Source organism: Devosia sp. Soil_C_22, assembly GCF_057657195.1.
The window spans coordinates 595938-610645 of the sequence record NZ_JBDGIY010000002.1; the positions used below are offsets into that span (position 1 = coordinate 595938).

Genomic DNA, 14708 nt, shown 5'->3' on the forward strand with positions numbered 1-14708 from the left:
CGATGAAGCCGATCAAGTTCGAGAAGGAAGAGCGCGCGGAGATCGTCTCCCGCATCCAGACATATTTTCGCGAGGAACTGGACAGCTCGATCGGCGAGATCCCGGCGGAGCTGCTGCTCAACTTCTTCAGCGAGCAGATGGGCGCCTTCTACTACAACCAGGGCCTCGCGGACGCCAAGGCCGTGCTCGGCAAGGTGGTGGAGGATGTCGAGGAGCGGATCTATTCGCTGGAGCGGCGCGAGGCACGGGTGAGATGAGAGTGATGACGACGATGCGGGCCGGACTATTGGCGACGGCGCTGGCCGCGGCGGGTGTACTGCTGGCAGGCTGCGGGCTGTCGCCCGAGGCGCAGGCAGTGGCCGATGCGTGCTCGAAGATCCCGCGCACGACGGCGGAAAGCTGCCAGTGCTATGCCAAGGAACTGCAGACCAAGCTGAAACCGGAGTTGATGCGGCTCGCCGCCTATGCGCAGACTGACCCCGCGAAACTGCTCGACCCGGCGGTCATCGGCAATGTGAGTGCCAATGACGTGATCATGGTCACCAATGTTTCAGCGCAGGCGCTGCAGACGTGCAAGATTGTTTGAGACTGCCCCGGCGGTCGTTGTTAGGACTCGGAAATGGCTGAACTGACCCTTCCCAAGAACTCGCGGATCGTGCCCGGCAAGACGTGGCCGAAACCGGCAGGGGCGACGCGGCTGAAAGAGTACCGGGTCTATCGCTACGATCCGGATTCCGGACAGAATCCGCGGCTCGACACCTATTTCGTCGACCTCGACGATTGCGGGCCGATGATCCTCGACGGGCTGCTGTGGATCAAGAACAAGGTCGATCCGACGCTGACGCTGCGCCGGTCGTGCCGCGAAGGCATTTGCGGGTCGTGCTCGATGAATATCGGCGGGGCCAACACGCTCGCCTGCACCAAGGGCATGGATGAGTATCCGGGCCATATCAGCGTCTATCCGCTGCCGCACATGCCGGTGGTGAAGGACCTCGTCACCGACCTCACGACCTTCTACGACCAGCACCGCTCGATCCAGCCGTGGCTGAAGACGACCTCGCCGACGCCGGAGAAGGAATGGCTGCAGAGCCGCGACGACCGGGCCAAGCTCGATGGCTTGTACGAATGCATCCTGTGCGCCTGCTGCTCGACTTCGTGCCCGAGCTACTGGTGGAACGGCGAGAAGTATCTCGGGCCAGCCGTGCTGCTGCAGGCCTATCGCTGGCTGATCGACAGCCGTGACGAGGCGACCGAGGAGCGGCTCGACAATCTCGAGGATCCGTTCAAGCTCTATCGCTGCCACACGATCATGAACTGCGCCAAGGTGTGCCCGAAGGGGCTGAACCCGGCCAAGGCGATTGCCGAGATCAAGCAGATGATGGTGAAGCGGGAGTTCGCCTGATCTACGAGACCGTTGCCGAGATCGAGGATCCGTCAGTTGCGCGCGTGCTGATCGCGGCGCTGAAGGCGCATGGGTTTCATCCACGCGAGGGAGCCGAGCACGGTTTGCCGGGGCTGGCGGGGGTGTATGGTCCCAAGGGGATTCCGATCGAGCTGCCGGAGGAAGAGGCGGCGGATGGGAAGGTGCTGGCGGAGGCGCTGGTGAAGGAGATGACGGCGCGGTAGGGGCGGGCGGTGTCTTCCACGACCCCCTCTCTTGCGAAAACTAAGGCTTGGCGAAGGGCCAAACCTAAGTTTTCGCTTTCTCCCCCGCCTAGGGGGAGAAGCTCACCGTAGACTGCGGTGCAAATGGCGGGCGCCCCTCTCCCCCTTGGCGGGGGAGACGCGAGACTTGCGAGCGTCAGCGAGTTAGTCGCAGCAGAGAGGGGGTGCGGTGAGGCACCGTGCTTGTGGCCGCCCCCTCCACCAGCTTCGCTGGTCCCCCTCCCCCGCCACGCGGGGGAGGATCATGGAGAGGCTGGTGTGTGGTCTTAACCAGTCTTTCGTGGCCACGTCTTCGCCCCATAACTCTGCCACATTGGTTGCAGCATAGGAAAAGCGCTGGTTTAGCGGTTGAAGGGGACTGGGGCGGACGGTATAGCCCGGTCATCATTTGTTAATCATTGGCGGAGCAGGGCCGATGCGGATTTCGAAGCGCGCGAGCGTTTCCATGGCGGTGATGGGTGCGGCGGCGTTGCTGCTGAGCGGCTGCGCCTCGAGCGGCGTGACGACGCGCAGCGTCGCGACGACCGAAACGATCACGCCGATCCAGAATTCCTCCGTCGCGAGCTCGGATCTCACCGTGCTGCCGGGTACGCAGGTGCAGCCGGCTTCGATCGGCCAGCCGGCGCCGTTGACGCCGCCGGGGCAGCCGGCGCAGGTGGCGGGTGCGGATGGTTCGTTCGTGACGCTCGACTCGATGGGCGCGACCACGGCGGGCCGCGACCTCAGCACCGGCCTGACGGTCGAAAAGCTGCTGGGCGGCTGGACCGTGGTGTCGGGCGCCGATCAGTGCCGGCTCAACCTGACGCAGACCGCCAAGGCCGGGACCAGCCGGTACCGCGCGTCCTCGCCCGGGTGCACGCTGGCGGGGCTTAACGTCGTTGCGAGTTGGCAGCTCTTGGGCAACCAGGTGCAGCTGTTCGACGAGAATGGCGATATCATCGCCTCGCTGATCGTGTCGGGGAACCGCTTCATCGGTACGCTGGCCGGCGGCCAGGGCATCTCGATGGTCGGTTGACGCCCCCGGCGTCGCGTGGTCGAACCGGCTGGTTGCAATCACCTTGGCTGAGCACGCTTCATGAGTTCGCGCCCGCGGAAGGGGCCCGCTGGCACTCCCGTCACCGACAGGCTGAAGGCGCTTACCGCTTCGGGGGCGCTGTCGGCTGACCTGCTGCAGCTCAAGGCCGCGGCGGTGCTCGATCGCGTGAGCAACGAGCTCGCGGTGCAGAACGGTTCGCGCGGGTTTCTCGGCGGACTGTTCGGCGGTGCGGCGCAGCCGGTGAAGGGGGCTTACCTCGTCGGGCAGGTCGGGCGTGGCAAGACGATGCTGATGGACCTGTTCTTCGCGCTGGCGCCAGTGCGTGGCAAGCGGCGGGTGCATTTCCATGAGTTCATGGACGAGATGCACACGGCGATCGCCGAGTTCCGCAAGTCGCGGCAGGGGCAGGCCGAGGATGCCGATCCGGTGGCGGCGGTGACCAAGCCGCTGATTGGCGAGATCAAGCTGCTCTGCCTCGACGAGTTCCAGGTGCAGGACATCACCAATGCCATGCTGCTCGGACGGTTGTTCGGACGGCTGTTCGAGGCCGGGGTGACGATCGTCGCGACCTCCAACACGCGGCCGGACGATCTCTACGAGAACGGGCTCAACCGGCAGCTGGTGCTGCCCTTCATCGCCGAGCTGAAGCGGCATGCCGAGATCGTGATGCTGGACGGGCCGACCGACTATCGGCGGCTGAAATTCGAAGGCGAGGCGGTCTACCAGTTTGGCACGGGCGCCGAGGTCGACGCGGCGATGGAGCGGCTGTGGCTGCGCTTCACCGGCGGCGAGGCGGGCGAGCCCGAGGCGGTGATGTCGCTGGGGCGGGCCATCCCGGTGCCGCGCGCGGCGATGGGCGGGGCGCGGTTTTCGTTTGCCGAGCTATGCGAGAGGCCGCTGGGGGCACGCGACTATGTGAAGATCAGTCATGCCTATGAGGCGCTGATGGTGGAGGATGTGCCGCAGTTCGACCGGACGCGGACGGACGCGAGCAAGCGCTTCATCCTGCTGGTCGACACGCTCTACGACCGAGGCGTGAAGCTGATGGCGAGCTTTGCCACGCCGCTCGATGAACTGGGCAAGGACGACAAGACCAAAGCCGAGTTCGCGCGCTGCGTGTCGCGGCTGGTCGAGATGCAGTCGGCCGAATACCTCGCGGCCGGGCACAAGGGGGAGTCCGGCAAGGCCTAGCGACTTCCGCATCAAATATGTGCACCGACGGTATACCAACGTTTGACAGCCCAAGAGCTGACTTGCCCCCGTCAAACGGGAGGGTTAATAGGGGCGCGAAATTTTCCAGCAGTGAAACGGGGGTTCGTGGATGGCGCGCAAGAAGATCGCTCTGATCGGTGCGGGGCAGATTGGTGGCACATTGGCTCTGCTGGCCGCCACCAAAGAACTTGGCGACGTCATTCTGTTCGACATCATGGACGGCGTACCGCAGGGCAAGGCCCTCGATCTCAGCCAGTCCGGCCCGGTTGAGGGCTTCAACTCCTCGCTCAAGGGCACCTCGGAATACAAGGACATCGTCGGCGCCGACGTGGTGATCGTCACCGCCGGCGTGCCGCGCAAGCCCGGCATGAGCCGCGACGACCTGCTCGAGATCAACCTCAAGGTGATGGAGCAGGTGGGCGCCGGCATCGCCAAGTATGCGCCAGACGCATTCGTGATCTGCATCACCAACCCGCTCGACGCCATGGTGTGGGCGCTGCAGAAGTTCTCGGGCCTGCCCGCCAACCGCGTCGTCGGTATGGCCGGCGTGCTGGACTCGGCGCGCTTCCGCTTCTTTATCGCCGAGGAACTGAAGGTTTCGGTCGAGGACGTCACGGCCTTTGTACTCGGCGGCCACGGCGATACCATGGTGCCGCTGCCGCGCTACTCGACCGTTGCCGGCATTCCGTTGCCCGATATCGTCAAGATGGGCTGGATGAGCAAGGACAAGCTCGAGCAGATCATCCAGCGGACCCGCGACGGCGGCGCCGAGATCGTCGGCCTGCTCAAAACCGGTTCGGCTTTCTACGCCCCGGCGGCTTCGGCGATCGAGATGGCCGAGAGCTACCTCAAGGACAAGAAGCGCATCCTGCCTGCCGCCGCCTACCTGAAGGGCGAGTATGGCGTGAAGGGGACCTATGTCGGTGTGCCGGTGCTGATCGGCGAAGGCGGGGTCGAGAAGGTGGTCGAGATCTCGCTGTCCTCGAGCGAGCAGAAGCAGTTCGACAAGTCGGTGGCTTCGGTCAACGGGCTGGTCGAGGCCTGCAAGAAGATCGCGCCGAAGCTGGCGTAAGGACCTTTCGGAAGTCGACTAAACACCGGTGTCATTCCCGCGAAGGCGGGAATCTCCGTTTCGGGACGTGCCGCACCATCGCAAACAGAGGTTCCCGCTTTCGCGGGAATGACCTGGTGGCAGCTGCCAGTCCAAAGCCCAGATCGCAGACGGAAGTGAAACGATGAACATCCACGAACACCAGGCCAAGGCCCTGCTCGCAACCTATGGCCTGCCGGTGGCCAAGGGCGTGGCGATCTTCTCCGCCGACGAGGCGGAAGCCGCGGCCAAGCAGCTGCCGGGCCCGCTCTATGTGGTGAAGAGCCAGATCCATGCCGGCGGGCGCGGCAAGGGCAAGTTCAAGGAATTGTCGCCCGAGGCCAAGGGTGGCGTGCGGCTGGCCAAGTCCGTCGAGGACGTGGTGACCAATGCCCGAGAGATGCTGGGCAACACGCTGGTGACCAAGCAGACCGGTCCCAACGGCAAGCAGGTCAACCGGCTCTATATCGAGGACGGCGCCGATATCGCTCGCGAGCTCTATTGCTCGCTCTTGGTCGATCGCTCGACCGGCCGCGTATCGTTCGTGGTTTCCACCGAAGGCGGCATGGACATCGAGGCGGTGGCGCATGACACGCCCGACAAGATCGTTGCGGTCGACATCGATCCGGCGACCGGCGTCACCACCGACAATGTCGAGGAAATCGCCAACGCGCTGAAGCTCGAGGGCGCTGCGCGCACCGATGCGGGCCTCGTGTTCCCGGCGCTCTACCGCGCCTTCGTCGAGAAGGACATGAGCCTGCTCGAGGTGAACCCGCTCATCGTCATGCAGAACGGGCACCTGCGCGTGCTCGATGCCAAGGTGAGCTTCGACAACAACGCCGCCTTCCGCCACGACGAGCTGAAGCCGCTGCGCGACCTCACCGAAGAGGACGCCAAGGAAATCGAGGCAAGTAAGTTCGACCTCGCCTATGTGGCGCTCGACGGCAATATCGGCTGCATGGTCAACGGCGCCGGCCTCGCCATGGCGACGATGGACATCATCAAGCTCTATGGCGCCGAGCCCGCCAACTTCCTCGACGTGGGCGGTGGCGCCTCCAAGGAGAAGGTGACGGCGGCGTTCAAGATCATCACGGCCGATCCGGCGGTGAAGGGCATCCTGGTCAACATTTTCGGCGGCATCATGCGCTGCGACATCATCGCGGAAGGCGTGATCGCGGCGGTGAAGGAAGTCGGCCTCAAGGTGCCGCTGGTGGTGCGTCTCGAAGGCACCAACGTCAAGGAAGGCAAGGCCATCCTCAATTCGTCCGGGCTCGATGTGATCAGCGCCGACGACCTCGACGACGCGGCGCAGAAGATCGTCAACGCGGTCAAGGAACGCGGCTGAGCGTCCGAACGGGCGCCAGAGCCGGTGCCGATAACTTGTTGCTGAACCGGGCCTGACCCGAGCTACCGAGCGAGCAGAAGAACATGTCCATCCTCGTCAACAAAGACACCCGCGTGCTGGTGCAGGGCCTGACCGGCAAGACCGGTACGTTCCATACCGAGCAGGCGCTGGCCTATTTCGGCACCAAGATGGTGGGTGGCGTGAACCCCAAGAAGGCTGGCGAGATCTGGACGTCGGGGCTCGACGCTTCGGCGACACTGCCGGTGTTCGCCTCGGTGGCCGAGGGCCGCGAGAAGACCGGCGCCGACGCTTCGGTGGTCTACGTGCCGCCGGCGGGTGCCGCGGACGCCATCATCGAGGCGATCGAGGCCGAGATCCCGCTGATCGTATGCATCACCGAGGGCATTCCGGTGCTCGACATGGTGCGGGTGAAGGGCAAGCTCGAAAAATCGAAGTCGCGGCTCTTGGGTCCGAACTGCCCGGGCGTGCTGACGCCGGAAGAGTGCAAGATCGGCATCATGCCGGGCTCGATCTTTTCGAAGGGCTCGGTGGGCATTGTTTCGCGCTCGGGCACGCTTACCTATGAAGCTGTGTTCCAGACCACCAATGAAGGCCTCGGGCAGACGACCGCCGTGGGTATCGGCGGCGACCCGGTGAAGGGCACGGAGTTCATCGACGTGCTCGAGATGTTCCTCGCCGACGACGCCACCAAGTCGATCATCATGATCGGCGAGATCGGCGGCTCGGCCGAAGAAGACGCGGCCCAGTTCCTGATCGACGAGGCCAAGCGCGGCCGCAAGAAGCCGATGGCCGGCTTCATCGCCGGCCGGACTGCTCCGGCCGGTCGCACGATGGGCCATGCCGGCGCCGTAATTTCGGGCGGTAAGGGTGGCGCGGAAGACAAGATCGCGGCCATGGAAGCGGCAGGCATCAAGGTGTCAAGTTCGCCTGCCAGGATTGGCCAAACCCTCGCGGAAGTTCTAAAAGGCTGAGCGAGGGCATGTTGGACTAAATGACGGGGCGCGGGCACACCACCCGCGCCTTAACGTCAAACAAAGGACTAGACGGGCATCTAGGCCCGTGCGCACAGGGCTCGGTCAAATGTTCCGGGCGGCAGAGAAGGATGGCGGGGTCAACGCCCCGCGACGGACATGACCCGACAAGACCAGAACGAACAGTTCTTGCTCTCCTCGTTCCTCTACGGCGGCAACGCCGACTACATCGAAGGGCTCTACGCCCGCTACAAGGCCGATCCGAACTCGATCGACCCCACCTGGGCCAGCTATTTCAGCCGGCTGGAAGATACCCCCACCGACATATCGAAGAATGCCGAGGGCCCCAGCTGGCAGCGCCGCGACTGGCCGCAGCAGGCGAACGGGGATCTGGTTTCGGCGCTCGACGGCAACTGGGGCGAGATCCAGGTCAAGGTGCAGAAGGCGGTGACCGAGAAGGCCAAGGCGGAAGCCGCGCCGGCGCCGACGCCCGTCGACGTGCTGCAGGCGACGCGCGATTCGATCCGCGCCATCATGATGATCCGCGCCTACCGCATGCGGGGGCACCTGCATGCCGACCTCGACCCGCTGAAGCTGAAGGCGGACGAGCCGGCGCCCGAGCTCGACCCCAAGAGCTACGGCTTCACCGAGGCCGACTACAGCCGCAAGATCTTCATCGATAACGTGCTGGGGCTCGAGTACGCGACGATCCCCGAGATGCTGGAGATCCTGACCCGCACCTACTGCTCGACGGTGGGCGTGGAGTTCATGCACATCTCCGATCCGGAATCCAAGCAGTGGATCCAGGAGCGGATCGAGGGCCCCGACAAGTCGATCAGCTTCACGCCCGAGGGCAAGAAGGCGATCCTCAACAAGCTGGTGGAGGCCGAGGGCTTCGAGAAGTTCCTCGACGTCAAGTATACCGGCACCAAGCGTTTCGGCCTCGATGGCTCGGAGGCGCTGATCCCGGCGCTCGAGCAGATCGTCAAGCGCGGCGGCGCGCTGGGCGTCAAGGACATCGTGCTCGGCATGGCCCACCGTGGCCGCCTCAACGTGCTGACGCAGGTGCTGGCCAAGCCGCACCGCGCGCTGTTCCACGAGTTCAAGGGCGGGGCGTTCTACCCCGAGGAAGTCGAAGGTTCGGGCGACGTGAAGTACCATCTGGGTGCTTCGGCCGACCGTGAGTTCGACGGCAATACGGTGCACCTGTCGCTGACCGCGAACCCCTCGCACCTCGAGATCGTCGATCCGGTGGTGCTGGGCAAGGCGCGGGCGAAGCAGGACCAGCGTTCGGCGGTGAACGGCAAGTTCCTCGCCGATGTGCGCCAGACCGACCGCTCGGTGGTGCTGCCGCTGCTGCTGCATGGCGATGCGGCGTTTGCCGGCCAGGGCGTCGTGGCGGAGTGCCTCGGGCTCTCAGGCCTCAAGGGGCACCGCACGGGTGGCTCGATCCACTTCGTGATCAACAACCAGATCGGCTTCACCACCGCGCCGATGTTCTCGCGCTCCTCGCCGTACCCGACCGATGTCGCCAAGATGATCGAGGCGCCGGTGTTCCATGTGAACGGCGACGATCCGGAAGCGGTAGTCTATGCCACCAAGGTGGCGGTGGAGTACCGGCAGCGCTTCGGCAAGCCGGTGGTCATCGACATGTTCTGCTACCGCCGCTTCGGCCACAACGAAGGCGACGAGCCGAGCTTCACCCAGCCGCTGATGTACTCCAAGATCCGCGGCCACGAGACGACGCTGGATATCTACTCCAAGCGCCTCGTCGCCGAAGGCCTGGTGTCGACCGACGAAGTCGACAGGATGAAGGCCGACTGGCGCGCCAACCTCGAGAAGGAATTCGAGGCCGGGCAGGACTTCCGTCCGAACAAGACGGACTGGCTCGACGGCGTGTGGAAGGATCTGAAGCGCGCCGATATCGAAGGCCCGCGCCGCGGCGAAACCGGCTTCAATATGGCCGAGCTCGCCGGGATCGGCCAGAAGCTGACCCATGTGCCGGCCGGCTTCAACGTGCACCGCACGGTGAAGCGCTTCATGGACAACCGGCTCGCCGCGATCGAAGCGGGCGAAGGCATCGACTGGGCGACGGGCGAGGCACTGGCTTTCGCCACCCTGCTCAAGGAAGGCCATCCGGTGCGCCTGAGCGGTCAGGACGTGGAGCGCGGCACGTTCAGCCAGCGCCACACGGTGCTGAACGACCAGGAAAAGGACAACGAGACCTACACCCCGCTCAACAATATCGCCGAGGACCAGGCCCGCTACGAGGTCATCAACTCGATGCTGTCGGAAGAGGCGGTGCTGGGCTTCGAGTATGGCTACTCGCTGGCCGAGCCCAACACGCTGACGCTGTGGGAAGCCCAGTTCGGCGATTTCGCCAACGGCGCCCAGGTGGTGGTGGACCAGTTCATCTCGTCAGGCGAGCGCAAGTGGTTCCGCATGAGCGGCCTCGTGATGCTGCTGCCGCATGGCTATGAGGGGCAGGGGCCGGAGCACTCGTCGGCCCGCCTCGAGCGCTACCTGCAGCTATGCGCCGAAGACAACATGCAGGTCGCCAACTGCACGACGCCGGCGAACTACTATCATATCCTGCGCCGGCAGATGAAACGCGACTTCCGCAAGCCGCTCATCCTGATGACGCCCAAGTCGCTGCTGCGCCACAAGAAGGCGGTATCGGGCCTCGCCGAATTCGGGCCGGATTCGACCTTCCATCGCCTGCTGTGGGACGACGCGGAATCGCCGGGCGTGCCCAAGACCACGATCAAGCTGGCGCCCGACGCGGAAATCCGCAGGGTCGTGCTGTGCTCGGGCAAGGTCTATTACGACCTGCTCGAAGAGCGCGAAAAGCGCGGCATCAACGATGTGTACCTGCTGCGGCTGGAACAGCTTTATCCGTTCCCGGCCAAGGCGCTGCTCGACGAGCTCAACCGCTTCAAGAACGCCGAGATCGTCTGGTGCCAGGAAGAGCCCAAGAACATGGGTGCCTGGGCGTTCGTGCAGCCCTATATCGATTGGGTGATGGAGCAGATGGGCCGTCCGGGCGACCGGCCGCACTACGTGGGCCGCGCGGCTTCGGCGGCGACGGCAACCGGCCTGATGCGCAAGCACCTGCAGGAGCTGCAGGCTTTCCTCGAAGAAGCATTCGCCAGCTAAATTGAATAGCGGCCAAGGAACTGAAGGACCAAACGATGGCGACTGACATCCGGGTGCCCACGCTGGGCGAAAGCGTCACCGAGGCGACGATCGGCCAGTGGTTCAAGAAGGTCGGCGACACCGTCGCGGCCGACGAGCCGGTGGTGGAGCTCGAGACCGACAAGGTGACGATCGAGGTGCCGGCACCTGCGGCAGGCGTGCTCGAGTCGATCGCCGCCAACCCGGGCGATACCGTCAATGTCGGGGCGCTGATCGGCGCCATTGGTGCGGTCGGCTCAGCTGCCGCGGCGGCTCCGGCTGCAGCTCCCAAGGCGGTGGAAGTGCCGCCGACCCCGGTGGCGGTTGCCGCCGAGCCGGCCAAGGTTGCCAACAGCAACGGCGCCACCGTGCCGCCGGCGCCGAGCGCGGCCAAGCTCGCCGCCGAGAACAACGTCAACACCGCCGAGCTCGATGGCTCGGGCAAGCGTGGCCAGGTGCTGAAGGAAGATGTGCTGGCGGCGATGGCCAAGCCCGCGACCGTTGCAGCCGCCCCGGCCGCGCCGGTAGCCGCCCCGGCAGCGAAGCCCACGCCGGCTCCGGCCGCTGCTCCCGCCCCGGCACCTGCTGCTCCGGCACAGGCCCGTGGTCCGGTGAACGCCGCCGACGAAGTGCGCGAAGAGCGGGTGAAGATGACCCGCCTGCGCCAGACCATCGCGCGCCGGCTCAAGGACGCGCAGAACTCGGCGGCCATGCTGACCACCTTCAACGAGGTGGACATGAAGCCGGTGATGGACCTGCGCAACCAGTACAAGGACCTGTTCGAGAAAAAGCACGGCGTGAAGCTCGGCTTCATGGGCTTTTTCACCAAGGCCGTGACGCATGCGCTGAAGGAAATCCCGGCGGTCAATGCCGAGATCAACGGCGACGAGCTGATCTACAAGAATTACGCCCATATCGGGGTGGCCGTGGGCACCGACAAGGGCCTCGTGGTGCCCGTGGTGCGCGATGCCGACCAGATGTCGATCGCCGCGATCGAGAAGGAAATCGGCCGGCTGGGCAAGCTCGCCCGCGACGGGCAGCTCAGCATGGCCGATATGCAGGGCGGCACGTTCACGATCTCGAACGGCGGCGTCTACGGTTCGCTGATGTCGACGCCGATCCTCAACGCGCCGCAGTCGGGCATTCTGGGCATGCACAAGATCCAGGAGCGGCCGGTGGTGGTCGAGGGCCAGATCGTCATCCGCCCGATGATGTACCTGGCGCTGAGCTACGACCACCGCATCGTCGACGGCAAGGAAGCGGTGACCTTCCTCGTGCGCGTCAAGGAAAGCCTCGAAGCGCCGGAGCGGCTGGTGCTGGATCTCTGATCCGGCCGCAACGATGGAATTATAAAGGGCCCGCTTCGGCGGGCCCTTTGCTTTTGGGCCGGTGCAGGCGGCTGCGTGTGCTGGTCTCTCGGCAAGCGGTCATGGCATACAGTTCGCAAACAGGGAGAAGGAAAATGGCGGAGCGGGTGCTGGTGGTGACCGGCGGTGGCCGGGGCATCGGGGCGGCGACGGCGCGGCTGGCGGCGGCGCGCGGGTTCGGTGTGGTGGTGAACTATGCCGACAACGTCGCGGCGGCCGAGGCGGTGTGCGCGGATATCCATGCGCATGGCGGCGAGGCTGTGGCGGTGCGTGGCGACGTGAGCAATGGCGATGACGTGGAGCACGTGTTCCGCGCCGCCGACCGGATGGGTCGGCTCGCGGGGCTGGTCAACAATGCGGGCACGATCGCGCCGGCGTTGCGGCTGGAGGAGATGGACGCCGAGCGCATCTCGCGGGTGCTGGCGGTCAATGTGACCGGCACGATGCTTTGTTCGGCCGCCGCCGTCCGCCGCATGTCGAGCAGGCATGGCGGGCAGGGTGGGGCCATCGTCAATCTCAGCTCGGCTGCGGCCAAGCTCGGCGGTGCGGCCAGCTATATCGACTATGCGACGAGCAAGGGCGCCATCGATACATTCACGGTCGGGCTGGCGCTGGAGCTGGCGGGCGAAGGGGTGCGGGTGAACGGCGTCCGCCCGGGCATCATCGATACCGAGTTCCACGCCCAGGGCGGAGAGCCGGAGCGTGCGGTGCGGCTGGCGCCCAGCCTGCCGATGGGCCGGGCGGGGACGGCCGAGGAAGTGGCCAACGCCATCCTGTGGCTGCTGTCCGACGAGGCGAGCTATGTGACCGGAACGACGGTATCGGTGACGGGGGGCAGGGCGATAATGCCGTGACGCGCGGAATCATGCGGAATTCGCATGGCGGGTGCGACAGGCGGGGTTACATCCAAGTGCCTGGTGGTTTAACCCGTTAGCCGATCCTAGATATGTGCTGCGTTTGCTTGAAACGCATCCCAATCTAGGTTTTCTGGTTGGTCGCGGGATCGAACCGGAAAAGTCTGAACTTTTCCTGATCCCGCTCACATATCGGCAGCGGGGCGCCCGTCCTCACCGGCGCCGGATCAGCCTTTCGGAGCGAACATGGCGGACAATTTCGACCTCACCGTAATCGGCAGCGGCCCGGGTGGTTATGTGGCGGCAATCCGCGCGGCGCAGCTGGGCATGCGCGTGGCCGTGGTCGAGAAATGGCCGACCTTTGGCGGCACCTGCCTCAATATCGGGTGCATTCCCTCCAAGGCGCTGCTGCATTCGTCCGAGCTGTTCGAGGAGGCCGGCCACCAGTTCCAGCAGTTCGGCATCGATGTGACGCCGCAGCTCAATCTCAAGCAGATGCTGCAGCACAAGGACGATACGGTGACCTCCAATGTCGGCGGCATCGAGTTCCTGTTCAAGAAGAACAAGATCACCACCTTCCGCGGCACCGGCTCGATCCCGGCGCAGGGCAAGGTGCTGGTAACGCCAGAGAGCGGCGCGCCGACGACGATCGAGACCAAGAATATCGTCATCGCCTCCGGCTCGGTGCCGGTGAGCCTGCCGGGCATCACCATCGACGAGGAGAAGGTGGTTTCATCCACCGGCGCGCTGAAATTCGGGCAGGTGCCGAACCGGCTGCTGGTGATCGGTGGCGGCATCATCGGGCTCGAGCTCGGCTCGGTGTGGGGCCGGCTGGGCGCGAAAATCCAGGTGGTGGAGTTCCTCGACCGGATCCTGCCCGGACTCGACAGCGAGGCGGCGCGGCAGATGCAGCGTACGCTGCAGAAGCAGGGCATGGAGTTCAAGCTTTCCACCAAGGTGACTGCGATCGAGAAGCAGGGCGACGGCTCGCTGCGCGCCAAGCTGGAGCCGGCGGCGGGTGGTGAGGCCACCTATGCCGAGGCCGATGCAGTGCTGGTGGCGGTGGGCCGCAAGCCGTTCACCGAAGGGCTGGGGCTCGACGTGGTCGGCGTGGCGCTCGACGAGCGTGGCCGGGTGCGCACGGATGCGCAGTTCAAGACCAATGTGCCGGGCATCTATGCCATCGGCGACGCGGTGGCCGGCGCCATGCTGGCGCACAAGGCGATGGACGAGGGCCATGCCGTGGCCGAGATCATCGCCGGGCAGAAGCCGCACATCAACTACGGCAACATCCCCTCGGTGATGTACACGAGCCCGGAAGTCGCCTGGATCGGCAAGTCGGAAGACGAGCTGAAGGCGGCCGGGATCGAGTACAAGGCCGGCAAGTTCCCATTCACGGCGAATGGCCGCGCCAAGGCGATGCTGGCGACGCAGGGTTATGTGAAGATTCTCGCAGACGTCGCGACCGACCGGGTGCTCGGCGCGCAGATCATCGCAAAGAATGCCGGCGAGATGATCCACGAAATCGCGGTGCTGATGGAGTTCTCGGGCTCGGCCGAGGATTTGGCACGGACGACGCATGCGCACCCGACGCTCAGCGAGGCGGTGAAGGAAGCCGCGCTGATGACCGGGGACGGAGCGATCCACATCTAGACTGCGCCCGCAGGCGGGACTTCGTTCGAGACCCGATCATGCAGCGATGCACGGAGTCATCCCCGCGAAAGCGGGGATCTTCGTTTGGGTTGCCACCGTTAACAGAGATTCCCGCTTTCAGGGGAATGACCGGCGGAGGCAGCGCCGCTAGTTCCGTTGCCAGAGGCTGCCGGCGGCGATGCCGATAGCAAGGCCCACGCCGATGCCGAGGCCGATATTGTCCATGGCAACACCGATGGCGGCGCCGACTGCGATGCCGATGGCTATGGCCGATCCAAGTTTCATCGTTCTGCTCCTGGCCGTTGGGGAAGAGGATAACC

14 protein-coding genes are annotated in these 14708 nt (G+C 65.1%); 13 read left to right on the top strand and 1 reads right to left on the bottom strand.

Annotated features, from left to right (window positions below; translation table 11 throughout):
* Positions 1–2 precede the first annotated feature (2 nt).
* The 13 genes from AC3A6I_RS19970 (at position 3) to lpdA (ending at position 14388) form a co-directional block, all read left to right on the top strand.
* Positions 3–257, top strand: coding sequence for a DUF2164 domain-containing protein (locus AC3A6I_RS19970; protein WP_487545620.1), 255 nt, complete (start codon positions 3–5; stop codon positions 255–257).
* Positions 258–259: 2 nt separating this feature from the next.
* Positions 260–586, top strand: a complete 327-nt coding sequence (locus tag AC3A6I_RS19975) for a hypothetical protein (protein WP_487545621.1) — start codon at positions 260–262, stop codon at positions 584–586.
* Positions 587–619: 33 nt separating this feature from the next.
* Positions 620–1402 carry a succinate dehydrogenase iron-sulfur subunit gene (locus tag AC3A6I_RS19980; RefSeq protein WP_487545622.1) on the top strand — a complete coding sequence of 261 codons (783 nt, stop codon included), beginning with the start codon at positions 620–622 and terminating at the stop codon, positions 1400–1402.
* 44 nt (positions 1403–1446) lie between these two features.
* Entirely contained in the window at positions 1447–1626 is a 180-nt protein-coding gene (locus AC3A6I_RS19985; protein WP_487545623.1) for a hypothetical protein, read from the top strand.
* A gap of 454 nt (positions 1627–2080) precedes the next feature.
* Positions 2081–2680, top strand: coding sequence for an AprI/Inh family metalloprotease inhibitor (locus tag AC3A6I_RS19990; protein ID WP_487545624.1), 600 nt, complete (start codon positions 2081–2083; stop codon positions 2678–2680).
* 60 nt (positions 2681–2740) lie between these two features.
* Complete coding sequence (gene zapE, locus AC3A6I_RS19995; protein WP_487545625.1) at positions 2741–3892, top strand: cell division protein ZapE; 1152 nt, start codon at positions 2741–2743, stop codon at positions 3890–3892.
* Positions 3893–4022: 130 nt separating this feature from the next.
* Positions 4023–4985, top strand: a complete 963-nt coding sequence (mdh, locus tag AC3A6I_RS20000; protein WP_487545626.1) for a malate dehydrogenase — start codon at positions 4023–4025, stop codon at positions 4983–4985.
* Positions 4986–5148: 163 nt separating this feature from the next.
* Positions 5149–6348, top strand: coding sequence for an ADP-forming succinate--CoA ligase subunit beta (sucC, locus tag AC3A6I_RS20005; protein WP_487545627.1), 1200 nt, complete (start codon positions 5149–5151; stop codon positions 6346–6348).
* Positions 6349–6431: 83 nt separating this feature from the next.
* Positions 6432–7340, top strand: coding sequence for a succinate--CoA ligase subunit alpha (gene sucD / locus AC3A6I_RS20010; protein WP_487545628.1), 909 nt, complete (start codon positions 6432–6434; stop codon positions 7338–7340).
* 159 nt (positions 7341–7499) lie between these two features.
* A complete protein-coding gene (locus tag AC3A6I_RS20015; protein ID WP_487545629.1) occupies positions 7500–10496 on the top strand; it encodes a 2-oxoglutarate dehydrogenase E1 component in 2997 nt (998 codons plus the stop codon).
* 35 nt (positions 10497–10531) lie between these two features.
* The gene (gene odhB, locus AC3A6I_RS20020) at positions 10532–11842 is read left to right on the top strand and encodes a 2-oxoglutarate dehydrogenase complex dihydrolipoyllysine-residue succinyltransferase (RefSeq protein ID WP_487545630.1); all 1311 of its coding nucleotides are present in this window, start codon (positions 10532–10534) and stop codon (positions 11840–11842) included.
* 134 nt (positions 11843–11976) lie between these two features.
* Positions 11977–12735: an SDR family oxidoreductase gene (locus AC3A6I_RS20025; protein WP_487545631.1), complete on the top strand. Its 759-nt coding sequence runs from the start codon at positions 11977–11979 to the stop codon at positions 12733–12735.
* A gap of 246 nt (positions 12736–12981) precedes the next feature.
* Entirely contained in the window at positions 12982–14388 is a 1407-nt protein-coding gene (lpdA, locus tag AC3A6I_RS20030) for a dihydrolipoyl dehydrogenase (protein WP_487545632.1), read from the top strand.
* A 147-nt stretch (positions 14389–14535) separates the two neighbouring features.
* On the opposite strand, the gene AC3A6I_RS20035 is transcribed toward lpdA, so the two are convergent.
* Positions 14536–14673 carry a glycine zipper domain-containing protein gene (locus tag AC3A6I_RS20035; RefSeq protein WP_487545633.1) on the bottom strand — a complete coding sequence of 46 codons (138 nt, stop codon included), beginning with the start codon at positions 14671–14673 and terminating at the stop codon, positions 14536–14538.
* Positions 14674–14708: the final 35 nt, after the last annotated feature.

What these genes read in the sequence shown, in the direction of transcription:
- odhB (WP_487545630.1), top strand. Translation starts at nt 10,532, where the DNA reads ATGGCGACTGACATCCGGGTGCCCACGCTGGGCGAAAGCGTCACCGAG.
- AC3A6I_RS20015 (WP_487545629.1), top strand. Translation starts at nt 7,500, where the DNA reads ATGACCCGACAAGACCAGAACGAACAGTTCTTGCTCTCCTCGTTCCTC.
- AC3A6I_RS19970 (WP_487545620.1), top strand. Translation starts at nt 3, where the DNA reads ATGAAGCCGATCAAGTTCGAGAAGGAAGAGCGCGCGGAGATCGTCTCC.
- lpdA (WP_487545632.1), top strand. Translation starts at nt 12,982, where the DNA reads ATGGCGGACAATTTCGACCTCACCGTAATCGGCAGCGGCCCGGGTGGT.
- mdh (WP_487545626.1), top strand. Translation starts at nt 4,023, where the DNA reads ATGGCGCGCAAGAAGATCGCTCTGATCGGTGCGGGGCAGATTGGTGGC.
- AC3A6I_RS20035 (WP_487545633.1), bottom strand. Translation starts at nt 14,673, where the DNA reads ATGAAACTTGGATCGGCCATAGCCATCGGCATCGCAGTCGGCGCCGCC.
- AC3A6I_RS19980 (WP_487545622.1), top strand. Translation starts at nt 620, where the DNA reads ATGGCTGAACTGACCCTTCCCAAGAACTCGCGGATCGTGCCCGGCAAG.
- sucC (WP_487545627.1), top strand. Translation starts at nt 5,149, where the DNA reads ATGAACATCCACGAACACCAGGCCAAGGCCCTGCTCGCAACCTATGGC.
- sucD (WP_487545628.1), top strand. Translation starts at nt 6,432, where the DNA reads ATGTCCATCCTCGTCAACAAAGACACCCGCGTGCTGGTGCAGGGCCTG.
- AC3A6I_RS19990 (WP_487545624.1), top strand. Translation starts at nt 2,081, where the DNA reads ATGCGGATTTCGAAGCGCGCGAGCGTTTCCATGGCGGTGATGGGTGCG.
- AC3A6I_RS20025 (WP_487545631.1), top strand. Translation starts at nt 11,977, where the DNA reads ATGGCGGAGCGGGTGCTGGTGGTGACCGGCGGTGGCCGGGGCATCGGG.
- zapE (WP_487545625.1), top strand. Translation starts at nt 2,741, where the DNA reads ATGAGTTCGCGCCCGCGGAAGGGGCCCGCTGGCACTCCCGTCACCGAC.